The 26,336-nt window shown below is 67.8% G+C and carries 22 protein-coding genes; 5 read left to right on the forward strand and 17 right to left on the reverse strand.

Annotated elements, in window-relative coordinates; genetic code table 11:
* Positions 1-36: 36 nt before the first annotated feature.
* The 8 genes from G539_RS0107315 to G539_RS0107355 all read right to left on the reverse strand — a co-directional run bounded on the left by G539_RS0107315 (position 37) and on the right by G539_RS0107355 (position 9,246).
* Positions 37-984 carry a diguanylate cyclase gene (locus G539_RS0107315; protein ID WP_029074612.1) on the reverse strand — a complete coding sequence of 316 codons (948 nt, stop codon included), beginning with the start codon at positions 982-984 and terminating at the stop codon, positions 37-39.
* Complete coding sequence (locus tag G539_RS0107320; protein WP_029074613.1) at positions 981-3,815, reverse strand: response regulator; 2,835 nt, start codon at positions 3,813-3,815, stop codon at positions 981-983. Before G539_RS0107320 ends, G539_RS0107315 begins: the two co-directional genes overlap by 4 nt.
* Before the next feature lie 36 nt (positions 3,816-3,851).
* Positions 3,852-4,106 carry a hypothetical protein gene (locus tag G539_RS24040; RefSeq protein WP_156911897.1) on the reverse strand — a complete coding sequence of 85 codons (255 nt, stop codon included), beginning with the start codon at positions 4,104-4,106 and terminating at the stop codon, positions 3,852-3,854.
* A 261-nt stretch (positions 4,107-4,367) separates the two neighbouring features.
* Positions 4,368-4,697: an L-rhamnose mutarotase gene (locus G539_RS0107330; RefSeq protein ID WP_029074614.1), complete on the reverse strand. Its 330-nt coding sequence runs from the start codon at positions 4,695-4,697 to the stop codon at positions 4,368-4,370.
* A gap of 5 nt (positions 4,698-4,702) precedes the next feature.
* Entirely contained in the window at positions 4,703-5,536 is an 834-nt protein-coding gene (locus G539_RS0107335) for a carbohydrate ABC transporter permease (protein ID WP_051231176.1), read from the reverse strand.
* 7 nt (positions 5,537-5,543) lie between these two features.
* A complete protein-coding gene (locus G539_RS0107340) occupies positions 5,544-6,476 on the reverse strand; it encodes a carbohydrate ABC transporter permease (protein WP_029074616.1) in 933 nt (310 codons plus the stop codon).
* A 272-nt stretch (positions 6,477-6,748) separates the two neighbouring features.
* A complete protein-coding gene (locus G539_RS0107350; RefSeq protein WP_029074617.1) occupies positions 6,749-8,029 on the reverse strand; it encodes an ABC transporter substrate-binding protein in 1,281 nt (426 codons plus the stop codon).
* 80 nt (positions 8,030-8,109) lie between these two features.
* Complete coding sequence (locus G539_RS0107355) at positions 8,110-9,246, reverse strand: mandelate racemase/muconate lactonizing enzyme family protein (RefSeq protein ID WP_029074618.1); 1,137 nt, start codon at positions 9,244-9,246, stop codon at positions 8,110-8,112.
* Between the two features lie 37 nt (positions 9,247-9,283).
* Here G539_RS0107355 and G539_RS0107360 point away from each other — a divergent pair, with 37 nt between their 5' ends.
* Positions 9,284-10,018, forward strand: coding sequence for a GntR family transcriptional regulator (locus G539_RS0107360; RefSeq protein ID WP_084639865.1), 735 nt, complete (start codon positions 9,284-9,286; stop codon positions 10,016-10,018).
* Between the two features lie 243 nt (positions 10,019-10,261).
* On the opposite strand, the gene G539_RS0107365 is transcribed toward G539_RS0107360, so the two are convergent.
* The gene (locus G539_RS0107365; protein WP_029074620.1) at positions 10,262-11,038 is read right to left on the reverse strand and encodes a glutamine amidotransferase; all 777 of its coding nucleotides are present in this window, start codon (positions 11,036-11,038) and stop codon (positions 10,262-10,264) included.
* A gap of 36 nt (positions 11,039-11,074) precedes the next feature.
* Positions 11,075-12,112, reverse strand: a complete 1,038-nt coding sequence (locus tag G539_RS0107370; protein ID WP_051231177.1) for a LacI family DNA-binding transcriptional regulator — start codon at positions 12,110-12,112, stop codon at positions 11,075-11,077.
* A 209-nt stretch (positions 12,113-12,321) separates the two neighbouring features.
* On the opposite strand from G539_RS0107370, the gene cdd reads away from it, so the two are divergent.
* Positions 12,322-13,293: a cytidine deaminase gene (gene cdd, locus G539_RS24045; RefSeq protein WP_051231178.1), complete on the forward strand. Its 972-nt coding sequence runs from the start codon at positions 12,322-12,324 to the stop codon at positions 13,291-13,293.
* A gap of 75 nt (positions 13,294-13,368) precedes the next feature.
* Here the strand turns inward: cdd and G539_RS0107380 are convergent, their stop codons facing one another.
* Both G539_RS0107380 and mtnB read right to left on the reverse strand, forming a co-directional pair.
* The gene (locus tag G539_RS0107380; protein ID WP_029074622.1) at positions 13,369-13,926 is read right to left on the reverse strand and encodes a 1,2-dihydroxy-3-keto-5-methylthiopentene dioxygenase; all 558 of its coding nucleotides are present in this window, start codon (positions 13,924-13,926) and stop codon (positions 13,369-13,371) included.
* Entirely contained in the window at positions 13,923-14,591 is a 669-nt protein-coding gene (mtnB, locus tag G539_RS0107385) for a methylthioribulose 1-phosphate dehydratase (protein ID WP_210162794.1), read from the reverse strand. The genes G539_RS0107380 and mtnB overlap by 4 nt, the downstream gene beginning before the upstream one ends.
* A gap of 241 nt (positions 14,592-14,832) precedes the next feature.
* Here mtnB and G539_RS0107390 point away from each other — a divergent pair, with 241 nt between their 5' ends.
* Together G539_RS0107390 and mtnK are read left to right on the forward strand one after the other, a co-directional pair.
* Entirely contained in the window at positions 14,833-15,879 is a 1,047-nt protein-coding gene (locus tag G539_RS0107390; RefSeq protein ID WP_029074624.1) for a substrate-binding domain-containing protein, read from the forward strand.
* 145 nt (positions 15,880-16,024) lie between these two features.
* The gene (gene mtnK, locus G539_RS0107395; protein WP_029074625.1) at positions 16,025-17,287 is read left to right on the forward strand and encodes an S-methyl-5-thioribose kinase; all 1,263 of its coding nucleotides are present in this window, start codon (positions 16,025-16,027) and stop codon (positions 17,285-17,287) included.
* 5 nt (positions 17,288-17,292) lie between these two features.
* Here mtnK and G539_RS26120 read toward each other — a convergent pair whose 3' ends face one another.
* The 5 genes from G539_RS26120 to G539_RS0107420 form a co-directional block, all read right to left on the reverse strand.
* Positions 17,293-18,222, reverse strand: a complete 930-nt coding sequence (locus G539_RS26120) for a glycosyltransferase family 8 protein (protein WP_051231179.1) — start codon at positions 18,220-18,222, stop codon at positions 17,293-17,295.
* Between the two features lie 127 nt (positions 18,223-18,349).
* A complete protein-coding gene (locus G539_RS0107405; protein WP_029074626.1) occupies positions 18,350-19,366 on the reverse strand; it encodes an ABC transporter permease in 1,017 nt (338 codons plus the stop codon).
* A complete protein-coding gene (locus G539_RS0107410; RefSeq protein ID WP_029074627.1) occupies positions 19,363-20,907 on the reverse strand; it encodes a sugar ABC transporter ATP-binding protein in 1,545 nt (514 codons plus the stop codon). The genes G539_RS0107405 and G539_RS0107410 overlap by 4 nt, the downstream gene beginning before the upstream one ends.
* A 225-nt stretch (positions 20,908-21,132) precedes the next feature.
* Positions 21,133-22,386 (reverse strand): LVIVD repeat-containing protein, encoded by a 1,254-nt coding sequence (locus tag G539_RS0107415; RefSeq protein ID WP_035830535.1) that lies wholly within the window; start codon positions 22,384-22,386, stop codon positions 21,133-21,135.
* Positions 22,387-22,680: 294 nt separating this feature from the next.
* Complete coding sequence (locus tag G539_RS0107420) at positions 22,681-23,721, reverse strand: substrate-binding domain-containing protein (protein ID WP_029074629.1); 1,041 nt, start codon at positions 23,719-23,721, stop codon at positions 22,681-22,683.
* A gap of 353 nt (positions 23,722-24,074) precedes the next feature.
* Here G539_RS0107420 and G539_RS0107425 point away from each other — a divergent pair, with 353 nt between their 5' ends.
* Positions 24,075-25,877, forward strand: coding sequence for an adenine deaminase (locus G539_RS0107425; protein WP_029074630.1), 1,803 nt, complete (start codon positions 24,075-24,077; stop codon positions 25,875-25,877).
* Positions 25,878-26,336 lie beyond the last annotated feature (459 nt).

A 26,336-nucleotide genomic window follows, 5' to 3' on the forward strand; every position in this document is an offset into this window, starting at 1 on the left:
GCACAGCGGGCCGGCCTTGTCTTCCGACTTCTGCGGTCAGGCCGTGCTCGAAAGCGGACGGGCGTCCTCGACGACCACCTGGAAGGTCCGGCCGGAGACGCTGTTCCGGCCGGCGGCCTTGGCCTTGTAGAGCTCGGCGTCGGCGGCCTTCACCCAGGCCTCCGGCGTGGCGCCCGGCACGCAGGCCGCGGTGGCGACGCCGATCGAGACCGAGACGGTGGCCGCCACGTCGGAGCCGGAATGGGGGATGTTCAGCGCCTCGACGCGCTCGCGGATGCCGTGCGCGATGTCCATGGCGCGGTCGTGTTCCGTCTCCGGCAGCACGCAGGCGAACTCCTCGCCGCCATAGCGGATGGTCAGGTCGCTGGCGTGATGCACGGCCCGGTTCAGCGCCGCGGCGACCATCGTCAGGCAGCGGTCGCCGGCGGTGTGGCCGTAGAGATCGTTGAAGCGCTTGAAGAAGTCGATGTCGAGGATGATCACCGAGAGCGTGCCGCTGGTGAGCGCGAGGCGGGCCGTCTCGATGTTGAGCGCCTGTTCGAGGCGGCGGCGGTTGCCGAGGCCGGTCAGCGCGTCGGTGACCGCCAGCTTGGCGAGGTCGTCGCGCATCCGCTTCATCTCGAGATGGTTGCGCACGCGGGCGCGGACCACGACGGGCGAGATCGGCTTGGCGATGTAGTCGATGGCGCCGAGCTCGAGGCCCTTGACCTCGGCCTCCTGGTCGCCGAGCGCCGTGGTGAAGATCACCGGCACGTCGGCGAGCAGCGGGTCGCCCTTGAGGCTGGTGCAGACCTCGTAGCCGTCCGTGCCCGGCATCAGCACGTCGAGCAGGATCAGGTCGGGCAGGGCGGCGCGGGCGGTGGCGATGGCCTCGTCGCCCGAGGTGGCGAAGTAGATGTCGTGATCCTCCTCGAGCACGGCGCTGAGGATCTCGATGTTGCTGACTTCGTCATCGACGATCAGGATCGATGGCCGCTTGTTCAATTCGCAGGTTCCTTGGTGACGTCGAGGTGACGCGCGACGGCGTCGAGGCCGGCGAGGGCATTGGCGAAGTCGAGCCGCGCGATCGGGTCGCGGATCGCCTCCAGGTGCTCCGCCTCGGCGGTGGCGCCGAGCGTCGCCTCCAGCGCCTCGAACGTCTTGCGCGCCCGCATGCTGCGCGTGCCGAGCTGCTGCCGCAGCTCGGCGAGGAGGCCGAGCGCCGCGCTGCGCGCGGCCGGGTCGAGCCGTGCCGCCGGTGTCGCGACGGCGGCCGGTTCGGGCGGCGCCAGCGAGCGGGCCGCCGCCAGCGCGGGGGCCAGCGCCTGGTCGAGACGCTCGACGAGTTCGTCGATGTTCATCAGCTCGCGATGCGCCAACGCATCCTCCAGCTGTCGGGACGCTTCGGCGACCTTACGCAATTCGAGCGATCCGGCCACCCCCTTCAGCGTGTGGGCGAGGCGCCGGGCCTCGTCGGTCGCGCCGGAATCGATGTCGCTGCGCAGCGTGGCGATGGCGCCGCGATACTTGACGCCGAAATTGACGATCAGCTTGCGCAGCAGCGCCGCCTTGCCGTTGACGCGGGTGAGCGCGACGGGGATGTCGAAGGGCGGCAGCGCCTCGGGCAGCTCGCCGGGCGGCACCTCGGCCGTCTCGACCACGGGCGCGGCGACCGGCTTGGACGCGGCCGGCCGCAGCCAGCGCTCCAGCGTCCGCATCAGCCCGGCCGGGTCGACCGGCTTGGCGACATGGTCGTTCATGCCGGCCTGCAGGCAGTTCTGGCGCTCCTGCTCATAGGCGTGCGCCGTCATCGCGATGATCGGCAGCCGCTCCGAGGAGATGCGCTCGCGGATCCGCCGCGTCGCGGTCATGCCGTCCATTTCCGGCATCTGCACGTCCATCAGCACCGCGTCGTAGTGACGGCCGGAGTCGAGCACGAGTTCGCAGGCGATCCGGCCATTGGCGGCGAGCTCGACGACCAGGCCGCCATCGGTCAGGATCTCGTAGGCGACCTCGCTGTTGATCTCGTTGTCCTCGACCAGCAGCACGCGGGCGCCGCGCAGCTCCGGCGCGACCATCGGCGCCGCTGACGGCGTTGGGGCCGAGGCGACCGCGTCGTCACGCCGCTCGCCGATGAACTGCGTGATCTGCTGAAGGAGCAGGTTCGCGTCGATCGGCTTGACGAGGAAGGCGGAAATGCCGGCGGCGCGCGCGCCCGACATCGCCTCCTCGCGCGCATAGGCGCTGACCATCATGATCGTCGGCAGGCGGGTGAGCTTGTCGCTCGCCTGCATCGCCTCGACCGCCTCGATGCCGTCCATGCCGGGCATCTTCCAGTCGATCAGCATGAGGTCATAATTGGTGCCGGCGTCGTTCGCCGCCTCGAGGAAGGCGATCGCCTCGGTGCCGGAGGCGACGAGGTCGGCCTGCACCGACCAGCTCTCGAACAGGTTGTGCAGGATCTCGCGCGAGGCCGGATTGTCGTCGACGATCAGCACGCGCAGGCCGCGCAGAGCCTCGATATGGACGGCGCTGGCCAGCTTGGCGGAATCGCCGACCTGCATCCGCGCGGTGAAGGTGAAGGTGCTGCCGGCGCCGGGCGTGCTGTCGACGCGGATCGAGCCGCCCATCAGCTCGACCAGCTGCTTGCTGATGGCGAGGCCGAGCCCGGTGCCGCCGAAGCGGCGGGTCATCGAGTTGTCGGCCTGGCTGAAGGAGCGGAACAGGTTCTTCTGCTGCTCCGGCGTCATGCCGATGCCGGTGTCGCGGATGGAGAATTCGAGCGTCAGGTCGGGGTCGTTGCGGTCGATCGCGCGGACCGAGACGATGACGCCGCCGCGCTCGGTGAACTTGACCGCGTTCGAGACGAGGTTGAGCACGATCTGGTTCAGCCGCATCGCATCGCCGAGCAGCGTCGTCGGCACGTTCTCGTCGACGGTGATGCGGACGTCGACGCCCTTCTCGGCGGCCCGCACGGCGGAGATCGCGGTCGCGTTCTCGACCGTCTCGCGGATCTCGAAATGCCCGTTCTCGAGCGTCAGCATGCCGGCCTCGACCTTCGAGAAGTCGAGGATGTCGTTGATCAGGCCGAGCAGGGCGGTGCTGGCCGCCTTGATCTTGTTGACGTAGTCGGCCTGCTTCGGCGTCAGGTCGGTCTTCAGCGCCAGGTGGCTGAAGCCGAGGATCGCGTTCATCGGCGTGCGGATCTCGTGGCTCATATTGGCCAGGAACAGGCTCTTGGCGACGCTGGCGGCGTTGGCCTCGCGGGTCTTCACCTCGAGCGTGCCGTTGTAGCGGACGATCTCGTCGCTCATCGCCTTGATGCGGCGGAAGCTGGCGTCGAGCGTGAAGGAGAGCCAGACCAGGACGACCGTCTGGAACGCGACGATCGAGGCGTGCAGATAGACGCGGGGCAGATCGGCGCCGCCGGGGAAAACGGCGAACGGGAAGATGAAATTGAGCATCAGGTGATGCGCCGCGATGGTGATCGCCGCGACGACGATCGGCCGCCAGTCGCACCAGCCGATGACCAGCGCCAGCGTGGCGAAGAAGTACATGTGCATGTCCATCTGCCACGGGTGCCCCGTGAACAGATAGACCAGAAGGGCCGGCTCGCCCACCATCGCCACGGCCGAGACGTAGCGGGTGGCCGGCGCGGTGCCCCGCGTCAGCCAGGACAGCTGCAGCGCGGCGGCGAGCGCCAGCGCGATCAGCGTGGGCGTCAGGACGTCGCGTCCGATCCACGCCGCAACCAGGGCGATGAACGGCACATGGATCCAGGTCAGAACGACGAGGAACCTGCCGAAATGCTGTCGCAGCTTATCGAGCTCGGACATGAAACGATCCTTGAATAGCGGATGTGGCGACGAGGCTCAGGCTGGCAGGCAACTGCGCAGCTTGACGGCATCGAGCACCAGCCAGGCCCCCGCCTGGTAAAGAGTTGAGACGAAACCGGGATCGTCCGAGCGGGCGATGATGATGTTCGGAAGGCCGGCGGTGGCGACGAGGCTGCCGCCCGACCGCGCCACGATTCCGGCCACTTCGGCTGCGCCAGCCCAGGGCGGCGCGACCACGGCGACCTCTTTCGACTGGGCGTCGGCGGCCATCGACGCGACGAAGATCGCCACGACGCTGAAGACGAGCAAAAGCCCGGCTGGGACAAAGTCCCGCCAGCTTCCGTGCTCCGTCGGTGAATGGATGGCGCTGCCCGAAATTCCGTGCCCCCTGCGACTGTCTTGCCGCCCGAATCGCATCAAAGCCGGTTCATGGGGCGTTATCAAGCGTCGTGGGGTCGCGTCCGTAGCGGCAGGGCGATCCGCCGTTCCGGAGTGCCGCGGATCGGAGGCGAGCGCGGCGGGAGGGAGCCGGTCTGGGCGGGCCGGCTTGCCTCAGTCGAGGTGGAAGACTTCCTCCATCGCCGACCACCATTCGCCCGGCCCGGCCGAGGCGAGCGGCTGCTGGCACGGGTCGGTCTGGCCGAGCCAGGCCCGGATCGCGGGCTCGCCGTCGAGGCGCCTGGCGTCCGCCGTCCAGTCGGCGCCGTGATACTCCCAGTAGCCGAAGAGCAGATTCTCCGGCTCGCGCAGGTAGATCGAGTAGTTCCTGACGCCGCAGGCCGAGAGCAGCGCATTGACCTCGGCCGAGCCGGTGGCGTGCAGCCGCCTGTATTCGGCGATCGCCTCCGGCTTGACGCCGATCACCATGCCCATGCGCTGCATTTTCGTTACCCCTTCACCGCGCCGACGGCGATGCCGTTGACGATCTGGCGCTGGAAGATGACGTAGATGATGACGATCGGGGCGGCGGCGAGGCAGATGCCGGCGGCGAGCAGCGGCACGTTGGTGGTGTATTCGCCGCGCAGCGCCGCGATGCCGACCATCAGGGTGCGCTGGTCCTGCAGCACGAGCAGCGAGATCAGCACGTCGTTCCAGCAATAGAGCGTGTTGAGGATGCCGAGCGTCACCAGGGCCGGCTTTCCCATCGGCAGCATGATGTGCCACCAGACCCGCAGCAGATTGGCACCGTCGATCTGCGCCGCCTCGAACAGCTCGCGCGGCAGGCGGGCATAGAAGGCGGTCATCAGATAGACGCTGAACGGCAGGAAGAACGCCGTATAGGCGATGATCAGGCCGGGCCGGCTGTCGATCAGGTTCAAGCCGATCATGGTGCGGTAGAACGGCACCAGCACGACCTGCACCGGGATCATCAGCGACACCAGGATGGTGATGAAGATGATCTTGCGGCCGCGGAAGCGGAGGATGGCGAGGGCGAAGCCGGCCATCGAGGCGACGACGAGCAGCACCAGCACGGCGCCGACCGTGACGACGACCGAATTGGTGAAATATTCCGACAGGCGCGACTCGTTCCAGGCCTGGGAGAAATTGACGAAGGTCGGGTCGGTCGTCAGGCCGAAGCGGTCGAGCACATAGCCTTTTCGCGTTTTCAGCGCCGCGTTGATGGCGAAGAAGACCGGATAGACGGCCGACAGCGCCAGCAGCGCCATCGGGACCGAGATCACCCAGAGGATGCGCTTCTCGCGGGTTTTGACTTCTGCCATGGCGCCCTCAGATGTCGGCGTTGCGGGACATGATGCGGATCTGGATGGCGGCGAGGCCTGCCATCATCAGGAACAGCACCATGGAGATCGCGCTGGCATAGCCGGGGCGGTTCATCTTGCCCTGCTCGAGCCAGATCAGGAATTCCGGCAGGATGGTCGAGGTGCCGGGGCCGCCGGCGGTCAGCACGTAGATCAGGCCGAACATCGAGGTCAGCATGCCGATCGTCGTCACAACGGCGGCGAATTCGATGATCGGTCGGATCGACGGGATGACGATGTACCACCAGGTCTGGGTCAGCTTGGCGCCGTCGAGCTTGGCCGCTTCCAGCATGTCGGAGGGGACGGTCGAGAGCCCGGCGAGGAAGATCAGCAGGCTCATGCCGAAGGTCGACCAGAGTTGAACGGCGATCAGGCTGGCGAGCGCGGTCGACGAATTGCCGAGCCAGTCGACGGCCGAGAAGCCGAGCGCCTTCAGGAACAGGTTGAACGAGCCGTCATAGCGCAGCAGCACGTTGAAGATGGCGCCGACGATGACCGAGGAGAGCACGGCCGGGAAGAAATAGACGGCGCGGTAGAGCTTGCCGCCTGGCACGCCCTGGTGGATCAGGATGGCGAGCACCAGTGGCAGGCCGATCCAGATCGGCAGCGTCGCCAGCAGGATCAGCATGTTGATCAGGCTGTCGAGGAAGACCGGGTCGTGCGCGATGCCGATGTAGTTGTCGAGGCCGACGAAGCGCGGCGCCGACATGCCGTCATAGTCGGTGAACGAGTAGCCGAGGCCCCAGATCAGCGGCACGATGCGGAAGACGACGACCAGCGCCAGCGCCGGCAGCACGAACAGATAGGCGAAGCGCTCGACGCTGCGGCTGCCGGGATCGGCATGCGCGGCGGCAGTCGCCTTGCGGCGCTTCGTGGCCGTTGCGGGCAGGGTCTCGGTCATGCGGGGCCTCTGGCTCAGAATGGAGGAGTTCCGCTTCATCAAGAGGAGCGGCGGGCATCCGGATTGGGAAATGAGCGCCGCCGCAGGCGACGCTCGATGCTGAGGTGGGGGAGGGCATGCCTTACCTCGCCCTGAGGGAGAGGTCGGACCGCAGGTCCGGGTGAGGGTTTACGGCCTCTCCGGATGGTTCCCTAAACCCTCACCCGCCGGCCTCCGGCCGCTTACCTCTCCCTCAGGGAGAGGTAAGCGGCGCCGGGCAGGAAGCTTGCGCCTTACTTCTTCTTGGCCTGGGCCTGGACCTCGTCGAGGCGGGCGACGGCCTTGTCGACGGTGGTCTCGCCGGTGAACAGCATCTGGCTCTGGCGATGCCATTCCTCGGTCTCGGCCGTCGAGGTGTTGTTGTGCAGCAGCCCCGCGCCGTTCGAGAGCGAGCCGAGCACGACCTTGGCCGAGGGGCTTTCCACCTTCGACGTGTCGACGGCGGTGTCGGACGGCACCGCGCCGGCCGCCTCGAAGAAGATCTGCATCGCCGGCGTGTCGGCGAAGCTCTTGGCGAGCGCGATGGCGAGGTCCTGGTGCGGCGAGAACTTGGTGACGCCGTAGCCGATGCCGCCGGCGAGCGGCATCTTGAGCGTCTGGTTCACGCTCGCCGTCACCGGCGGCATGACGTAGACGCCGACATTCTGCGGCTCGAGGAATTCGTCGAACTCCTTCCAGTGCGCGACGTCGGAGAGCAGGCCGATCGTGTTGGCGTTCTCGGAGCGCTCGAAGCTCTGGTACTCGTCCATGAACTTGGCGGTCGAGTTGGCGCCCTCGGCGTACCAGCCGTCCTTCTGGGTATCGACCCAGGCCTGGACGATCGCCTTGATCTCCGGGCTCGACCACTTCAGGTCGCCGGCGGTCCAGGCGGCCTGCTGCTCCGGCGTCAGCGCGTTGGCGGCGGCGGACGAATAGAAGAAGTCGGCGCCGTAGCCTTCCTTGTTGCCGAGCGCGAAGCAGGTGATTTCGGTCGCCTTCAGCTTCTCGCAGACTTCCTTGAGCTCGGCCCAGGTCTTCGGCGTCTTCTCGGGGTCGAGGCCGGCCTTCTTGTAGAGTTCCTTGTTGTAGTAGACGGCGAGGCCCTGGATCGAGATCGGCACGGCATAGGGGCTGCCGTCGGGGCCGGCGAACTCGTCCCAGCCGGCGACGCGGGCCTTGATGTCGGCGACCTTGTCGGAAAGGTTGGTCAGCGCCGCGATGCGCTCCTTGGCCTGCGAGCCGCCATGCACCAGCACGACATCCGGGCCCTTGCTGGCGGCGATCGCCGTGCCGAGCAGCGTGTAGTACTGGTCATGCGGCTGCATGACGAACTTGACCGTCGTGCCGGGATGGGCGGCCTCGAAATCGGCCTTCACCTTGTCGTAATAGGCGGTCGTGGTCGGGTCGCCCGACTTCCAGTCCCAGACCGTCAGCGTGACGTCCTCGGCCGCGGCGATCGACATGGCGCCGAGCGTCGCGGTGATGGCGCCGGCCAGAATCGTGCCGGAACGCAGAACCCTGTTCATCGTCTTCATGGTTGGTTTCCTCCCTCGCAGATCATGTCCAGCCGCCGCGGCCTGGGGCGCGCGGCGGGTCTTCCGGGGCCGGCGACCGCTCAGTGCGGCAGCCGCGTGTTCACCGGCGCCGGCGGCAGGTCCTCGTTCGCCAGCACCTCGGGCACGGCCCAGTCGCGGCGCGCCGTCTCCGACAGAACCAGGCCGTGGCCGGGGCGGTCATGCGCGTAGATCCAGCCGTCGCGGATCTCGAACGGCTTCTCGATCAGGTGGTCGAAGTTCTGGAACGAGTATTCCAGCCATTCGACCTCGGGGAGGGCGATCGCCATGTTGACGCCGATCTCCAGGAACGAGTTGCCGAGGCTGACCGGAATGCCGTGCTCGGCCGCCAGCCAGCCGATGCGCATCACCTGCGACACCCAGCCATGCACGTTGATCATGTCGGTGCCGCGCGCCTCGATCAGCTGGCGCTTGCCATGCGCGTCGAAATACTCGCCGGAATTGACCAGGGTGAACGGGCAGCCCTGGCGGATCATCTTCAGGCCTTCGAAATCGTAGCGCAGGCAGGGATCCTCGATCCACAGGATGTCGAAGCCGGCATCCTTGATCTTGTTCATGTTGCGCACGGTCTGCTGCGGCGACCAGCCCTCGTTGGCGTCGATCATGATCGCCTCGGGCTTGCCGACCGTCTTCACCAGAAGCTCGAGGCGGTGCAGGTCGCGCTCGATGTCGGGATGGCCGACCTTGATCTTGAAGGCCTTGTAGCCGATCGACGCGGCGTGCTCGAACAGCGCGCAGAAATCATCGTCGGAAAGGTGGTAGTCGAGGCCGCTGGCATAGGCCTTGACGCGCGTCTTGGTGCCGCCGAGCAGCTTCCAGAGCGGCATGTCGAGCTGCTTGGCGGCGAGATCCCACAGCGCCTGGTCGAGGCCCTCGCCGAAGGGCAGCGAGTTGCCGCGGATGTTGCCGCCGCGCGGGCGGGTCAGCTTGTGGGCGAGCGCCGCCGGCGACTGCCCCTCGAGACCCGGCCAGATCTCGGCGCGGAACAGGCGCTCGATCTCGGCCTGCGACGGCAGCGAATTGAACAGCGACGGCACGAAGCCGAGACCGACCATGCCGTTGTCGGCGATCAGCTCAAGCGTCGCCATATGGGCATGCGCGATGCGGACCTGGCTGTCGCCGATGACCCGGTCGCGGGCGAACTGGAATCGGACAATTCGGAAATCCACGATGCGCATGCTATGCTCGCCTAATCGATCAAAAGTGAGAGTTGATATGTCACGTAGACGATCTGATAGATCAGATCCGATTTTACCGCAAGACGCGGCGGCGGGCGACGCGGCAGAGCGCGAGGCGGAGGGCGCGCCCGTCTCGCTCAGCGAGGTCGCCTATGAGCGCATTCTCGACCGGCTGTTCGGGCGCGAGCTGCCGGCCGGCGCCTTCCTGTCGCAGAACGATCTGGTCAAGCTGATCGGCGTGCCGGTGGCGCCGCTACGCGACGCGCTGCGCGTGCTGCAGACGGAGGGGCTGCTGACCATCCACCCGCGCTCCGGCATCCGTTTCCTGAAGGCGGATTTCGAACTGGCGCGCAACACCTATCAATTGCGTGGCATTCTCGAGCGGCCGGCGGTGCGGGCCTTCGCCGAATTCGCTTCGGACGAGCAGCTCGACGCCCTGATCGCCCGTCACGAACGCGGCATGGCGGCGCTCGAGAAGGAAGGCTTCACGCCCGAGATCGCCTCGGAAATCGTGGCGATCGACGCGGCGCTGCATTTCGAGATCATCGGCGCGCTCGGCAATCCGCTGATTGTCTCGACGCATCGCCGCGTCCACAATTACCTGCAGCTGATCCGGCTCGACCGCACGCTGACGGCGCCGATCGTCATGCGCACGCTGCGCGAGCACATGGCGCTGCTCGAGGCCTGCAAGGCGCGCGACGCCGACGCGGCCGAAGCGGCGCTGCAGACGCATTTCTCCAACGCGCTGCAGCGCACGCTCGGGATCTTCTGAGCTCTTCTCGGAGCAGGAGAGAGGCGGTGCGGGCTTCGAGACGCCCGCTTTGCGGGCTCCTCAGCATGTTGGCTTTGGGAGGTTGGGCAGGGTGTCATTGCAGGCAGCCCAGCCAAGCTCCAGGGGGCACGCCCCCCTTTCGTCCCTGAGCATTCGTCCGACCTCAACATCCTGAGGAGGGCCGAAGGCCCGTCTCGAAGGACGCACGGCCTTTCTGCCGCACGACCCTCCGAGGCGCCTTACTCAGCTCGCCTTGGTCACCCAGGCGAGCACGTTCTTCCAGAGCCGCGCGTAGCCGGGCCATTCGACGAAGCTGTTCGGCAGCCAGTGCGGGCCGATGTCGGAGGTCCAGGCGACGCTGCGGCCTTCGCCATAGCTTCCGGTGACGAGCAGCGGGTGGCCGCCCTCGGAATCCGGCAGTCGCGCCAGCAGCTCGACGTCCGGCCGGTCCTTGAGCCGGACCTCGTTGGCGCCGAGCAGCAGCGGCCATTCGCCGTCGAGGCCGGCGAGGATCGGATGCGCGCGGTCGCCGGTGATCTCGGCGCGGAACCCTTCCGGCACCTCGATGCGGTCGTCATGCGGCAGGCAGTCGACCGGCAGCGCTTCCTCGACGGCGGTGCGGGCCCAGCGGCCGCGTCCGTCGATGCCCTGGAAGGTCAGGTAGCCGCCGATCATGACGAGGCCGCCGCCCTTCCTGGTCCATTCGCGCAGCAGCTTGACGCGGTTCGGCATCGGCTTGCCATGCAGCCAGACGTCGGGATGCAGCAGGATCGAGTTGGAGCCAATGTCGGAGAGGATGATGGCGTCGTAGGCGTCGAGCCCCTCCAGCGTTAGCGGCAGTTCGGTCGGCGCCTGGTGCGCCTGCATGTAGGTCAGCTCGAACTCGCTGCCGGCGAGCGCCTTCACCAGCGGCTCGGCGCCGAGATGGAAGGTGACGCTGCCGAACTGGTCGAAGCCCTTGTAGTGCGTGGCGCTCGACATCCAGCTCTCGCCGACGAGCAGAACCTTCTTCCTGGTCATTCCTGTATCTTGCCTCTTCCCTTGGTGTCGCCGTCCTCATGCGCGGGGCGGCTTGACGGATTCACGGACGATCAGTTCGACCGGCAGGATCTCGGTCGCCGGTTCGGCATCATGGCCCTTGATCAATCCGAATACGAGCTCGACCGCACGCTTTCCCATTGCCGCCACGGGTTGGCGGATGGCGGTGAGCGGCGGGTCGAACAGTTCGAGCGGGCCGACATCGTCGAAGGCGACGACGGAGATGTCGGCGCCGACTTTGACGCCGCGCTGCTTGAAGACGGAAAGCATGCCGAGCACGATCTCGTCGCTGGCGGCGAAGACCGCGGTCGGTCTCGGATCGAGACCCAGCACATGCTCGGCCGCGAAACGGCCATGCGCCGAGGAATAGTCGCCCGGAAGCTCCGCCAGCAGCTGGACGTCGACGCCGGACGACGCGATGGCGCGGTGGAAGCCGGCGCTGCGGCTCTTGCTGCTGGAGAGACCCGCCGGGCCGCCGACATAGGCGAGGCGGCGGTGGCCGACGTCGAGGAGATGCCGGGTTGCCAGATAGCCGCCCTGTTCGCTGTCGGCCATGATCGTCGGGGCGGTCGCGCCGTCGATTTCGTCGTCGACCAGGACGACGGTCGTGGCGTTCTGCAGCGCCTCGGCGAGTACCGGGTCGTCGCCATTGTTGGTGACGAACAGCAGGCCGTCGACATGCCGGCGCGACAGGCGGCCGAGATAGTCCAGCTCGCGGTCGGTGCGGCTCAGCGTCGGGCAGAGCACGAGGCCGAGCCCGAACTCGGCTGCCGCCTGCTCGACCGCTGCGGCGAGGTGGGCGAAATAGGGATTGGCGATGTCGGGCACGACGAGCCCGATCGTCTCGGACCGGCCGAGGCTCAGGCTGCGGGCGTGCGGATTGGGCTGGTAGCGGAGCGCGGCGATCGCCTGGTCGATTCGGTCGGTCGTGGTCTTCGGCAGCTTGATCGAGTGATTGAGATAGCGCGAGACGGTCGCGATCGACAGGCCGCAGGCATCCGCCACGTCCTTCAGCGTCGCGTTCTTCCGCGTGACAGGATCCTGCTTCTCGGTCATGACAGCCATCCCCACAGGCGGCGCCACGGCGGGAGGGCCCGTCGCGGCGTCCGTCTCGCAGGATGAATTATTTCGGACCCTCAAGGCAACTGGGCGGACGGACGGGCCCGCGCCGGCGCGATGGACGATGCCGGGGGCGCGGCGCTTGCGTCGGGGGCACGGCCTTGCGCTAAACTGGCGGGGCTATCGGGGCACTACAGGAGCACAGCGTGAACTCACTCGACCGGTTCCAGCCGGATACCGCGATCGCCCTTCGTTGCGACGCCCTGATCGGGGCGATCGAACCGGCGGTCGCCGTCGAGGTGACGGCGATTCTCGCCAGTCGCCGCAACCCGCGCGACGGTCTCGTCATCCCGGCCGCGGCGGCCGCCGGACTGGTCGAGCGCCATGGCCTCGCCGATGTCCGCGAGCTGATGCTGCTGCTGGTTCCCTATGCCCGCAAGGTCGCGCGGCCGCCGATCTCGGATTTCTTCATCGGCGCCGTGGCGCTGGAGCGCGAGACCGGCGACCTCGTCCTCGGCGGCAATGTCGAGTTTCCCGGCGCCAATCTCGGCGAGGCGATCCATGGCGAGCAATTCCTGTCGGCGCGCGCCTTTTCGCGCGGCACCTCGATCGCGACCATCGCGCTCGAGGCGGCGCCGCCCTGCGGCCATTGCCGCCAGTTCCTGGCCGAGTTCCAGAGCGGGCTCGATCTCGACATCCTCACCCTCAAGGGGCACCGCGTCGTGCTGCGCGACCTGCTGCCCTGGGCGTTCTCGCCGGCCGATCTCGGCGAGGCGGGCGTGACGCCGCTGGCGCCGGGCACGATCCGGCAGGAACTGGCCGTCATGTCGTGGGATACGGGCGTGCCGCACGCCATCCAGGATCCGCTCGTCGCCGCCGGCAGGCGGGCCTATGTGCCCTATAGCCGCGCGCCGTCGGCCGTGGCGCTGGCCGCCGCCGATGGCGGCATCGTCACCGGCGCGGCGCTGGAAAACGCCGCCTTCAATCCGAGCCTCGGCCCGTTGCAGGTGGCGCTGGTCAACTGGATCGCCGCCGGCCGCGCCTATGACGAGATCGAGCTGGCCGTGCTCGGCGGCGTCGAGAGCGGCGCCGTCGACTATAGCCGCGACCTGCCGAACCTGCTGGCGACGGTGGCGCCAAAGGCGGGGTTCCAGCGGGTATCCTGGCAACTCGCCTGACCGCGTCCTCCCGAAAGAAAAAAAAGCCCCCGCCGCGTCGCGGCGAGGGCCCGTGGAAGCGCTATGCGGGCTGCCTCAGGCGGCCACGCCCTCGCCGAAGGCGGGGATGGTCGAGGCGATCTTGTCGCCGGTGAAGTTGGCGACCCAGCCATCCGGCGAGATGAACAGGCGGATGCAGGTGAAGCTCGGCTCCGGGCCCATGTCGAACCAGTGCAGCGTGCCGGCCGGCACCGAGAGCAGGTCGTCGCGGGTGCAGACGACGCGATAGACCTTGTCGCCGAGATGCAGGTAGAACGCGCCCGAGCCCTCGACGAAGAAGCGGACCTCGTCCTCGTCATGCGTGTGCTCGTCGAGGAACTTGGTGCGGATCGCCTGCTTGTTCGGGTTGTCCGGCGTGATCTTCATCACGTCGATGGTCTGGTAGCCCTCGGCGGCGGAGAGCCGGTCGACCTCGGCCTTGTAGGCGGCCAGGATGTCCTCGTGGCTGGCGTCCGGGGCGAGATCGGCGCCGGCCTTCCAGCGCTCGAACAGCACGCCGACCTTGTTCAGCTCGGCGGCGATCTCGGCCGGGTCCGAGGTGACGACGACGGGGTTGGCCGGATCCTTGTCCGGGTAGATGGTCAGCGTGGTCACGGCGTGAACCTCCTGTAGGAAAGCTCGAATTCGAACAGCGTTTCGAGCGCTTCGAGATGACGGGCGGCATCGCCTTCGGTGGCGCCCCATGCATAGACGCCGTGTCCGGCCAAGAGATAGCCGGGCGCGGGGATCGCCCCCGAGGCGGTCGTCGGCTGCGCCAGGCGCGCCTCGACCCGCTTCGAGAGGGCGGGAATGTCCTGATCATTGGCGAAGACGGGGACTTCGACAATGGCCTCGTGCGTGCGCACGCCGGCGAGCGCCTTCTGCAGCTCCCAGCCGGTCAGCGTCAGCGTGCCCGCGGCGAGCGCGAGGCGCGACAGCACGGTCGCGGCCGGGCTGTGGGCGTGGAAGATGGCGCCGAGCTCGGGCCGCTCGCGATAGAGCGCGGTGTGCAGCTCCGCCTCGGCCGAGGAGCCGGGCAGCAGCGGTTCGCCGAGCGGCTGGATCAGGATGTCGGACGCGGCGAGGTTGCCCTTGTCGACGCCCGAGCGGGTGATGGCGATGGTATCGGCGTCGATGCGGACGGAGAAATTGCCGGACGTCGCCGGCACCCAGTGCCGCTCCGCCGCGGCCCGGCCGGCGGCGATCACGCCGGCGACCGCCTTGGCCGTCGCTTCGTCGGCCGCGTCGGCGCCGCTCTTCAGGGAAATCGTCTGCGCCAACCGCGCCTCCATCCAACTTGGCGGCCCGGGGAGCTTGTCCCGGCCGCCGTCACATCAGCTAAACCGCGCGCACGCGTAGGGGGTAGATCAAATTTCCCAATCCGGTCGAAAGAAAGAGAAAATCCTTCGTTCCGCCGCCGTCGATGCCCGCGCTATCAGAATTATATTGCAGCTTCGCCGTCGAATTGCAGCGCGATTTCGGGTCGCGGCCTCTTCGGGACGGCTTTGGGGAGAGACAAGCATGAAGCGTTTCGCACTCGGTCTGGCCGGCGCGGGACTGATCGCCGGCAGCCTCATCGGCGCGCCCGCCTATGGCGAGGGCATCGCCGGAGCGCCCGCGCCCTTCGACAAGGGCGGCGTCAAGGTGGCGCTGGTCACCTTCATCTCGGCCGGCGACTTCTTCCAGTCCTACCAGGCCGGCGCCGAGAAGCAGGCGAAGGCCCTCGGCATCGACCTGCAGATCTTCCCCGGTCGCCAGGACGCCGCCCAGCAGCGCGAGCAGGTCGAACAGGCGATCAATCTCGGCGTCCAGGGCATCATCATCGACCATGGCCAGCCGGAAGCGCTGAAGGACGTCGCGCAGAAGGCGCTCGACGCCGGCATCAAGGTCGTCGCCTTCGACGTCGACCTCGCCAATCCCGCCATCCCGCAGGTCGAGCAGTCGGACCACGAGCTGGCCAAGACCGCGCTCGCGCAGGCGATCGCCGACAATGGCGAGGCGTTCAACGCCGGCTATGTCTATGTCGCCGGCTTCGCGCCGCTCGATCGCCGCAACGAGGTCTGGGACGAGACGAAGAAGGCCCATCCGGGCATCGTCGAGAAGGCCCGCTGGGGCGCGGTGAACGACACCACCGCCGCGTCGACCGCCGACCAGACCAAGGCCGCCTTCCAGGCCAATCCCGACATCACCGTCGTCTTCGCGCCCTATGACGAGTTCGCCCGCGGCGTGAAGCTCGCCACCGACGAACTCGGCATCTCCGACAAGGTGAAGATCTACTCGGCCGACGTGTCGACCGCCGACATCACCGAGATCGCCGCCGAGGGCAGCCCGTGGGTCGCCACCGTCGCCACCAATCCCGCCGTCGTCGGCGAGGTCTCCGTGCGCGCCGTCGCCAAGTTGATCGCCGGCGAGGATCCGGGCCACAATATCGTTGTGAAGCCGGTCCTGATCACGCAAAAGGATCTGCGCGACAACGGGATCAAGACGGTCGAGGATCTCAACGTGAAGCTGCCGGCCTTCGGCAAGAGCGACGCGGCGACCGCCAGCTGGATCCCCGCGACGCAGTAGTCGAGGGACGGACGACGTATGAGCATCCCGCCTCTGCGCAGCCAGATCCGGAAAGCGGCCCCTAGGGCCGCTTTCGTCGTGATGGCGGCCGCGGAGGTCGGCGATCGGCGCGCCGGTCATCCCGCCACGAGTTGAAGAGAGTTCCATGTCCCTCGCTGTTCCCGCCGGCTATCACGCCCTCGACAATCATTCGGTCCGCGACTTCTTGAACGGCCTGCCGGACATGCGCGCCAAGCTCGGCGGCAAGCCGGAGGCCTGGACGGTCGAGGAGGTCGGCGACGGCAATCTGAACCTCGTCTTCCTCGTCGACGGACCGGACGGCTCGGTCTGCGTGAAGCAGTCGCTTCCCTATGTGCGCGCCGCCGGCGAGAGCTGGCCGCTGCCGCTCGACCGCGCCTATTTCGAGCAGTCCTACTACCGGGCGGTCGGCCCGCATGTCGAAGGACTGGCGCCGCGCTTCTACCACTACGACCCGCTGCTCTACGCCTTCGTCATGGAGAAGCTGTCGCCGCATATCATCCTGCGCCGTGGCCTGATCGAGGGCCGACGCTATCCGAACGTCGCGAAACATGTCGGCGAGTTCGCCGCGCGCTCGACCTTCGCCACCTCCGATCTCGGCGCGACGATCGAGGAGAAGGCGGAGTGGACGGCGAGTTTCGCCAGGAACACCTCGCTGATCCGCATCACCGCCGAGGTCGTGTTCTCCGATCCGCTGAGCGAATCCCCGCGTAACCGCTGGACCAGCCCGGAGCTCGACGGGCTGGCGCGCGATTTTCGCGCCGATGCCGCGCTCAAGGGCGCCGTCGCCGATTTCGGCTGGCGCTTCCTGACCAGCGGCCAGGCGCTGATCCACGGCGATCTGCACACCGGCTCGGTGATGGTGACGGAGACGGACACGCGGGTCATGGATCCGGAATTCTCCTTCGTCGGGCCGATCGGCTTCGACGTCGGCGCCTTCCTGGCGAATCTGGTGATGAACTATCTGGCGCAGCCCGGCCATGCGACGGCGGCCGATGACCGCCGCGATCAGGCCGACTGGGTGCTCGACCAGGTGCCGGTGTTCTGGAACACCTTCAAGACGCGCTTCCTGTCCCTCTGGGAGACGAGCGCGCGCGGCGACGCTTATCCCGGCACGATGTTCGCCAATCCCGCCGACGCGGCGGCGCTTGTCGCCCGGCGCGAGGCCTTCCTCGACGGGATCTTCGCCGACGCGGTCGGCTATGCCGGCGTGAAGACCATCCGCCGCATCCTCGGCTTCGCCCACAATGCCGATTTCGAGAGGATCGCCGATCCCGCGCGCCGGGCACCGCTGGAGACGAAGGCGGCGCGGCTCGCCCGCACCTTCCTGCTCGAGCCGCGCAGTTTCCGCACGCCGGAAGACATCGTCGCGGCGGCTCGGGCGATCTGACGGCGTCAGGCCGATCCGGATAGTCCGGCAGCCGTGGCCTTGGTGGCGAGGGCGCGGACCTGCCGCCGGACGAAGGGGCGCCGTTCCGCCCGCCGCAGCAGTGGGCGCCAGTATTTCGGCCTGAGCGTCAGCAGGCCGAGGGCCGTCTTGCGCAGCGAGCGTGCGCTCCAGGCCCGCTCGGGCGCCGAAATTCCGGCGCCGGCTGCCCTGCCATAGGCGTCGAAGATCGCGCCCAGCAGCAGCCCGGCCCGGATCCATGGCTTGTCGGGGCCGGCAAAATGCAGGATCCGGGGATCCATCCCTTCCTTGGGCAAGGGCTTCGCCGCGAAGAAGTTGAAGCACCGGTCGAGATGGCGGATGCGGCCCTTCGCGACGATGTTGATCGCCGTCTGGTCGGCGTGCTCGAGCTCGGGATGACGCATCAGCTGGTCGACGCAGCGCGGGCCGATCCGCTCCTCTCGCCAGCGCTCCAGGTTCATCAGCAGCACGCCGGCATTGATGTACTGGCCCGCCGGCACGCCGAACTTTCCGAGCGATACCGGCCGCATTTCGGAATCGACCACGCCCGCCACCAACTCGTCGCCGAGTTCCATCCGCCAGAGCGGTTCGAGATCGGCGATCACGAGCGCGTCGCTGTCGATGTAGATCGCCCTGTCGTGCTCGGGCAGCAGGTCCGGGAGGAACAGCCGGGCATAGGTCGCCGGCGTCAGGTGTCCCGGGTTCGGCAGCCGCGCGAGCGCGTCCGCGTCGGCGCGCAGGATGCGGCAATCGATGCCGTGTCGCGCGCAGAGCGACGTCACCCTATCTGTTCCGTCGGTCCCAAGCCCCGCGTCGATGACGTGGAGGCGCGCCGTCCGGTTGTTGAGCCAGGCCGAATAGAGCAGCACCAGCAGGCCCGGCACGAAATGGTGGTCGCTCGCCGTGACGATGATCAATTGCGGAACGCCCCATGCAGCGACCGGTCCATGCCCCCGTCATTCAATACGCTTCAAGATTGCGCGCAACAAGCTCGCAACCCGCGCGGTCTTCCCGGCCGGGCGAGGCCCGCGCGGCCAGGGAGCGCTACCGCTTCTTCTTGCCCAACCCGAAGGTCAGCGCCAGCGCGCCGACGAGGACGACGCCCTTGACGAAATCCTGCGTGTAATAGGGCGCGTTCAGCATGGTGAGGCCGTTCAGCAGCACGCCGACGAAGATGGCGCCGAGCACCGTGCCGAGCACATGCGGGCGGCGTTTGTCGAGCACGGCGAAACCGATCAGCGCGGCGGCGACGGAATCGAGCAGCAGCGAATTGCCGGCCGAGACGTCGCCGCGGCCGACGCGCGAAGCGACGATCAGTCCGCCGAGCGAGGCGAGCGTGCCGGAGAGGACATAGGCCCAGAGGCGATACGCCTTGGTCGGCGCGCCGGCGAGATGCGCCGCCGTCTCATTGCCGCCGATCGCGTAGAACACGCGGCCCCAGCGCGTGCGTTCCATCAGGAACCAGGCCAGGAGGGCGACGACGGCCATGACGATGACGGGGTAGGGCACCGTGTCGAACAGCCGCCCGCGACCGAGAATGAGAAAGGCCGGGTCATAGGCGCCGGCCGCCGTGGTGCCGTTCGGCAGCATCATGCCGGCGGTGATCGAGCGGCCGCCGGTCGGGATCAGCTGCAATCCGGCGAGCAGGAACATGGTCGAGAGCGTCGCCAGAAGGTCCGGCACGCCGACGCGCACGATCAGCAGGCCGTTTACAAGGCCGATCATCGCGCCCATCAGCAGCACCAGCGCTAAGGTCTCGGCGGCGTTCATCTGCAGCACGACCATGGCGTAGCTCGCCGCCATCACCGAGGAGGCGGCGACGCTGCCGACCGAGAGGTCGAAGCCGCCGGCCGACATGGTGATCGAGACGCCGACGCCGAGGATGGCGACGACCGAGACCGCCTGCAGGATCGAGAACAGGTTGGCCGAGTTGATGAAGGCGGGCTGGGCCGACCAGAAGCCGACCAGCATCAGCGCCAGCAGGACGAAGAGCGCATATTTGCGCGCGGTTTCGGCGAAGGTCGAGGCCGGCTTCGACGGGGAGGCTGCGTGGTCGGTCATGATGCTGGTCCTGTGCCGTCGGCCCGGGTCTCGGCGCTTTCGACGCTGCCGATGACGGCGGCGAGGCCGCCCTCCTGGCTGCCGTCGGCCTCGTAGAGTGAATGGTCGCGCATGACGAGGATGCGGTCGGCAACCTCGAGCGCTTCTTCGGTGTCGCTGGTGGCGATCAGCGTCGCCGAGCCGGACTGGCTGTTGCGGATCGCGGCGATCAGATCGGCGCGGGCGCCGACATCGACGCCCTGGAACGGTTCGTCGAGCAGCAGCAGCCGGCAGGGCGCCGCCTGCCAGCGCGCCAAGACGACCTTCTGCTGGTTGCCGCCGGAAAGCTGGTCGAGCGTGTCGTCGGGCCCGCGTGCCTTGATGCCGAGCCGGCTGATCGCCTCCGAGGCAACCAGCCGCTCGCGTGTCTCGCGCAGCAGGCCGAGCGGGAACCAGCGCGGCAGATGCGGCAGCGCGATGGTGCCGGCGATCGAGGCGCCGGGGATCTCGGGTGGCAGCAGCGACGACGCCCAGCGATCCTCCGCCACCATGAACACGCCGTTCTCGATCGAGCGCGCCGGCCCGTTCGAGAGCCAGGGCTCGCCGTCGAGCGTGAACGAGCCCTCGACGAGCTGTTCCAGCCCGAACAGGGCCCGTAACAGTCGGCTCTTGCCCGAGCCGAGCGTGCCGGTGATGGCGACGACCTCGCCGGAGCGGAGATCGAGGTCGAAGGGCCGCGCGCCGGGGATCAGCCGCGCGCCGCGCACTGCGGCGAGGACGGGCGCAGTCGAGACCGTGCCGGCATGCGCGCCGGCGTCGAGCGTGCGGCCGATCATGGCGGCGATTGCGGCGGAGAAATCGATCGGCTTGGCGAAGGAGGCGACGACCTTGCCGCCGCGCAGCACGACGGCGCGGTCGGCGATCGCGGCGAGATCGCCGGTCCGGTGCGAGATGTAGAGGATGGCGATGCCGCTTTCCTTCAGCCGGCGCAGCACGGCAAAAAGCCGCTCGGCTTCCGTTGCCGAGAGGCTCGAGGTCGGCTCGTCGAGGATCAGCACCGACGCCTTCGCCGCGACGGCGCGGGCGATCGCGATCAGTTGGCGTTCGGCCGGCCGGAGATCGATGAAGTCGCGGTCGAGCGGCAAATCGAGGTCGATCAGCGCCGCGATTTCTCTCGCGCGCTTGCGGGTGGAGCGCGGCGAGACGAAGAAGCTGCCGGTGCCGCAGAGCTCGTTCAGGGTCAGGTTCTCGGCGACCGTCAGCCCCGCCGCGCCGGCCTGGTCGGTCGCCTGGTGCACGGTGGCGACGCCGGCCGCTTGGGCTTCGCTGGGCGACGAGAACGAGACGGCCTTGCCGTTCAGCAGGATGGTGCCGCTGTCGGCGGTGATCGAGCCGGAAAGGATCTTGACCAGCGTCGACTTGCCGGCGCCGTTCGCCCCCATCAGCGCCACGATCTCGCCAGCCCCAACCTCGAGATCGGCGCCGGCGAGCGCCCGCGTCGGACCGAAGGATTTTTCAATTCCCGTGACGGAGACGGCGATGGGGGCGGGGGAGGTGGACACGGTGTTATCGGGTTCCGGGCTGTTTCCTTACCTCTCCCTGAGGGAGAGGTCGGCCCGCAGGGCCGGGTGAGGGTTTACGGTGTTTCCGGAGAGGGCGTAAACCCTCACCCGCCGGCTTCGCCGTCGACCTCTCCCTCAGGGAGAGGTGAAAGACAGTACGGTATCTCGGTCAAACTCCCTCCCCGCAAGGGGGAGGGGGAGGAAGGTGCCGCGCCTAGGCTCGGCTCACCCCTCATACTCCATGATGGCGAGGCCGGCATTGTAATCGGTCGAGTAGATGATGCCGTTGGCGTCGACGAAGAGGTCTGCCGACTGGATCACGCGCGGGCGATTGCCGCGCTTGTCGACCATGCGCTCGGGCGCCGCCGGCACCAGCGCGCCGGTCTCCTTCGGCTCGAACGGGTTCGAGATGTCGAACACGCGCACGCCGGCGTTCTGGTAGGTGGCGAAGATGAGCGTGTCGGAGACGAAGCTGCCCGGCCGGTTCTCGTGCAGATTATGCGGGCCGAAATGGCCGCCCTTGGCGGTGTAGTCGGTCTCGGAAGGCGTCGGCAGCGTGGATATCGAAATCGGGTTCGCGTGATCGCGGATGTCGAAGATCCAGGTGTGCTTGCGGCCGTCTTCCTCGTGGTCGAGCACGGCCTCGTCGGCGACGACGAGGAGGTCGCGCTTCGGCAGCGGCAGGGCGGAATGCGTGCCGCCGCCGAAGGGCGGTGACCAGTTCTTGTGCGTGATCAGCTTCGGCGCCGACTTGTCGGCGATGTCGAGGATGGTGAGGCCGCCGTCGCGCCAGCAGGCATAGGCGGTGTCGCCCTCGACCAGCCCGTGATGCAGCGCGTAGCGCCGGCCTTCGCCCCATGTCGGCTGCTCGCCGCCGGCGAGATGCATGCCGGAGATCCACCAGCGGCCGGCCTCGACCGGCCTGGTCGGATCCTGGAGGTCGACGATCAGGAAGATGTAGTCGCTGTAGCCGTCGAGCAGCGCCGAGACATAGGCGTAGCGGCCGCCGACATACCAGATGCGGTGGATGCCGACGCCCTCGACCGGGAAAAAGCCGATCTGGCGCGGCGCCGTCGGGTTCGCGATGTCGTAGATCGCCATGCCGGCCGACCAGTTTCGCGACGTCTTCGCGCTGGAGGCCGTGCCGACCGTCTCGCCGACCGACTTGGTGTAGTAGACCTTCTCGTCGACGGCGAAGGCGGCGTCGGCGAAGAGATCGCGCGCATGGATGACGAGCAGCAGATCGTCATGCGTCTGCAGGTGGATCGTCCAGGTGTTCGGCGGCGCCGGCACGAAGACGGTCTCGCCGGGGTTCTTCGGATCGCGCACGTCGATGATGGAAAAACCCTGCGACCAGGGATGCGCGACATAGGCGTAACCGCGATGCACCATCACCTGCAGCGCGTCCGGCCGCCCGCCCTGGTCGGAATGGCCGATCAGGCGGATGTTCTTGGCATAGTCGGGCTTCGGCAGCGTCATGGCGTCGATGGCTTTTCTGCTTGTCGGTCATGCCGTTGCCGGGCGAGAGGCCCGGCAATTCGATATTCGTGGCTCGCCGTCGGGAGAACTCCGCACGGCACCGTCGTCAACATGCTGAGGAGGCCCGTAGGGCCGTCTCGAAGCACGCAGTGTCGTCCGACGGCTGCCCCGGGGCCTTGCGTCCTTCGAGACGGCTTGCTGTCGCAAGCCTCCTCAGGATGATGGGGCCGGGGGACTGCATTGTGGGTGTCGAGCAACCCTCTCCCACTGGCGCGGGAGAGGGAGTGAGGCCCCTTACTTCGCGGTCGGGATCCAGTCGGCCTTGGCGGCGTCGCTGTCCTTGAAGGCCGGGAACTTGTCCTGCAGTTCCTCGATCGTCTTGATGTTGTTGTCGACGAGGTCCTTCTTGGTGACGAGCGTCGGCTGGATCAGCACCGAGCGGCCGGGATCCTGGCCGGCGATCAGCTGCGCCAGCGCGCGGACCGAGACCTCGCCGACGACGGCCGGGTTGGTGGCGGCGGTGGCGACCCAGGGGCTGTTCGGCTCGAGCATGGCCTGGATGTCCGAGGTCGAGATGTCGACGCCGTAGATCTTGACCTTGTCGGCGACGCCGGCCTCGTCGATCGCGAGCTTCACGCCGCGGGCGAACTCGTCCCAGGGGGTGAAGACGACGGAGAGCGTCGGGTTGGCGGCGAGCACGGCCTTGGTCTGGTCGGCGACGGAGGCCGGGACGCTGTCGTTGACGACGCCCCAGGTCGCGACTTCCTTGATGCCCGGAAATTTCTGGCCGAATTCCTTCCAGACGGCATAGCGGCGGTCGAGCGGCGCGAAGCCGGCGACGTAGACGGCGCCGCCGTCGAAGGTCTCGCCCTGTTCCTTGACCGCCTGCTCCAGCACGAGGCGCGCCATGTCGGCGTCGGACTGCTCGATCTGCGGGATCTTGGCGTTGTCCAGGTTGACGTCATAGGCGACGACCGGGATGCCGGCGTCGAGGGCCGCCTGGGCGACGTCCTTCAGCGCTTCCGGCTGACCGTTGTTGATGACGATGCCCTTGACGCCGAGATTGACCGCCTGCTGGATCAGCTCGCGCTGGGCGTTGATGTCGTTGCGCGCCTGCGAGATGTTCGCGTCGATGCCGAGCGCCTCGGCCTGGCGCTTCACGCCGGCCTCGAAGACCTGCAGCCAGTCGCCCGCGCCGAGGAAGGAGATGACGGCGATCTTGACGCCGCCCTTGTCGAACGGCGCCGGCGCGCCGGCGATGCCCTCGGCGTAAGCGCCCGAAGCGAGCGCGGTAAGGCCGGCGGCGAGCGCCAGCGAAAGAAGCTTCTTGCCCATCATGATAGCCCCGTAGTCCCCGATGTCGTCCCGCCGCGCCCCGATCCGATGGTCCGGAGCCGGCCGCAGCAATTCGCAGCCAAGCTAGCGCCCCGCAATCCGGCATAAAGAAAACGGGTTCCAATTCAAGCGGGATCCGAGGTCGTTTGTTGCGGCTTGTCATGAATTCGTCATGGAGCGCGACGGCGGGCCGCGATCGCGCCGGGTTCGGGCGCAGGGTTCGCCGCGTGTCCCGTCGCCTGCCGTCCCTGGCGGTCGCGACGCGCTTTTGCAGCCGCGGGCGCGCCGCGTGACTTTGCCGGCGATCGCGACGAATATTCCGGGATCGATTTGGCACGTCTCGCAGGATTCGCATGACCAGGCTCACCCGCTTCTCCGTCGCGCCGCTCGCGACCATGACCCGCCGCCTCGCCGACGTCGCCTCCGGCCGCGCCGCGCCCGATCTCGTGATCAAGGGGGCGCGCGTCCTCTCGACCTATTCGGAGCGCATCCTGCCCGAGCGCGAGATCTGGATTGCGGGCGGCCGCATCGCGGCGGTAAAGCCCTCCGGCACGCACAGGGGCGGCGCCAGGGCGATCTACGACGCCAAAGGCGGGATTATCGCGCCGGGCCTCGTCGATCCGCACATCCACATCGAATCCTCGATGGTGACCGCCTGCGCCTATGCCGAGGCCGCGCTGCTGAACGGCACGACGACGATCTTCTGCGACAGCCACGAGATCGGCAACGTCATGGACGTCGCCGGCGTCGAGGCGATGCTGGAGGATGCGCGCGTCGCGCCGCTCTCGATCTTCCTCACCGTGCCGTCCACCGTGCCGGCCACCTCGCCGGAGCTCGAGACGGCCGGCGGCGACCTGACGCCGGACAAGATCGCGGCTTTGTTCGACAATTGGCCGGAGGCGGTGGCGCTCGGCGAGAAGATGGATTTCGTCCCCGTCGCCATGGGCGACGAGCGCAGCCACGCGATCCTCGCGGCGGCGCTGTCGCGTGGGCGGCCGGTCTCTGGCCATGTCTATGGTCGCGAGTTCGTCGCGGCCTATGCGGCGTCCGGCGTCACCGACACGCATGAGGCGATCGACCGCGACATCGCCGACGACATGCTGGAAGCCGGCATCTGGCTGTTCCTGCGTGGCGGCCCGCCGACGACGCCGTGGCATTCGCTTCCGCAAGCGATCAAGACGATCACCGAGCTCGGTTCGTCGCACAAGCGCGTCGCGGTCTGCACGGACGATCGCGATGCCGACGACCTCCTGCATTTCGGCCTCGACTGGGTGGTGCGCGAGGCGGTCAAGGCCGGCATGTCGCCGGAGCAGGCCTGGTCGATGGGCTCGCTGCATGGCGCCACCCGCTTCGGCCAGGAGAACGAGATCGGCGGCCTCGGCGGCGGCCGTCGCGCCGACCTCGTGCTGATGGGCGATGACCTCGACCCGCAATCGACGTGGTATGGCGGCGAGCTGGTCGTCGACGGGGCCAGGATCACGCCGCTCCTCGATGCCGCGCTCTCCGATCGCTACCAGTATCCGAAGGCGGCCTATCAGACGGTCAAGCTGCCCAAGGGCCTGAAGCTGACGCCGGAGCTTCCCTCCGGCCCCGGCACGCTGCACGCGATCCGCACCGAGCTTCCCGGCATCACGCTCGGCCACGAGCGGATCGAGATCGAGGCGGCGAACGACTGGCAGACCCTGTTCGAGCGCCATGGCCTCTGCTTCGTCACCGTCGTCGAGCGGCACGGCAAGTCTTCGGGCAACGTCGCGCATGGCGTGCTGTCGAACTTCACGCTGAAATACGGCGCGGTCGCCTCGTCGGTCGGCCATGACAGCCACAACATCATTGTCGCCGGCACTAACGAGCCGGACATGCAGCTGGCGCTGGAGACGGTCGCCGCGACCCAGGGCGGCGTCTGCGTTGTCGCCGACGGCAAGGTGCTGGCGAAGATCGACCTGCCGATCGCCGGCCTCCTCTCCGACAAGCGCGTCACCGAGGTGGCCGAGGAGACGAAGGCCTTGAAGGTCGAGTGGGAGAAGGCCGGCTGCTCGATTCCCTATATGGGCTTCAACCTGATCCCGCTCTCGGTCATCCCGGAAATCCGCATCACCGACAAGGGCTTGGTGCTGGTGCCGGAAATGGCGATCCAGACCCTGTTCGAGCCGGCCTGAGCCGCGAAACGACAAACGCCCCGGCCATGGCCGGGGCGTTCGTTAAGCGCTTGGACCGTCCGCAGGCGGCACGGCTAGCTCGCTACCCCTTCGGGCAGGGATCCGACGTCGGACAGATTGCGGCGATACGGCCGAGCGGCTCGCGCTTCGCCAGCGCCGGTTTTTCATAGATGCGCTTCATGCAGGTCCCTCCGTCTCGCGGTTACGGCGGCTAGCTCTCGCAGGATTCCGAAATTGGGCAGAGGGCCGCGATGCGGCCGAGCGGTTCGCGCTTCGCCAGTGTCGGCTTCTCATAGTCACGCTTCATGCAATTTCCCCGTCTCACAGAAGCCCCCGCGCCAAAATTGTCCCGATTTTCGGGATATGACGCAAGGGAGTGCCGGCTGGATGGCGTGCCGCAACGTCATTTGTCCGCCGGCGCTGCAATTCCGCAACAAGGGCCGTGTCGTTCCGTACGAG

The organism is Kaistia adipata DSM 17808, from assembly GCF_000423225.1.
GTDB classification, from domain to species: Bacteria; Pseudomonadota; Alphaproteobacteria; order Rhizobiales; family Kaistiaceae; genus Kaistia; species Kaistia adipata.

Coding starts and splice junctions, on each gene's coding strand:
- G539_RS0107355 (WP_029074618.1), bottom strand. CDS start 9,246: ATGCGCATCGTGGATTTCCGAATTGTCCGATTCCAGTTCGCCCGCGAC.
- G539_RS0107390 (WP_029074624.1), top strand. CDS start 14,833: ATGAAGCGTTTCGCACTCGGTCTGGCCGGCGCGGGACTGATCGCCGGC.
- G539_RS0107405 (WP_029074626.1), bottom strand. CDS start 19,366: ATGACCGACCACGCAGCCTCCCCGTCGAAGCCGGCCTCGACCTTCGCC.
- G539_RS0107370 (WP_051231177.1), bottom strand. CDS start 12,112: ATGACCGAGAAGCAGGATCCTGTCACGCGGAAGAACGCGACGCTGAAG.
- G539_RS0107335 (WP_051231176.1), bottom strand. CDS start 5,536: ATGGCAGAAGTCAAAACCCGCGAGAAGCGCATCCTCTGGGTGATCTCG.
- G539_RS0107320 (WP_029074613.1), bottom strand. CDS start 3,815: ATGTCCGAGCTCGATAAGCTGCGACAGCATTTCGGCAGGTTCCTCGTC.
- G539_RS0107415 (WP_035830535.1), bottom strand. CDS start 22,386: ATGACGCTGCCGAAGCCCGACTATGCCAAGAACATCCGCCTGATCGGC.
- G539_RS0107365 (WP_029074620.1), bottom strand. CDS start 11,038: ATGACCAGGAAGAAGGTTCTGCTCGTCGGCGAGAGCTGGATGTCGAGC.
- mtnK (WP_029074625.1), top strand. CDS start 16,025: ATGTCCCTCGCTGTTCCCGCCGGCTATCACGCCCTCGACAATCATTCG.
- G539_RS0107425 (WP_029074630.1), top strand. CDS start 24,075: ATGACCAGGCTCACCCGCTTCTCCGTCGCGCCGCTCGCGACCATGACC.
- G539_RS0107350 (WP_029074617.1), bottom strand. CDS start 8,029: ATGAAGACGATGAACAGGGTTCTGCGTTCCGGCACGATTCTGGCCGGC.
- G539_RS0107340 (WP_029074616.1), bottom strand. CDS start 6,476: ATGACCGAGACCCTGCCCGCAACGGCCACGAAGCGCCGCAAGGCGACT.
- G539_RS0107420 (WP_029074629.1), bottom strand. CDS start 23,721: ATGGGCAAGAAGCTTCTTTCGCTGGCGCTCGCCGCCGGCCTTACCGCG.
- G539_RS0107360 (WP_084639865.1), top strand. CDS start 9,284: ATGTCACGTAGACGATCTGATAGATCAGATCCGATTTTACCGCAAGAC.
- G539_RS0107330 (WP_029074614.1), bottom strand. CDS start 4,697: ATGCAGCGCATGGGCATGGTGATCGGCGTCAAGCCGGAGGCGATCGCC.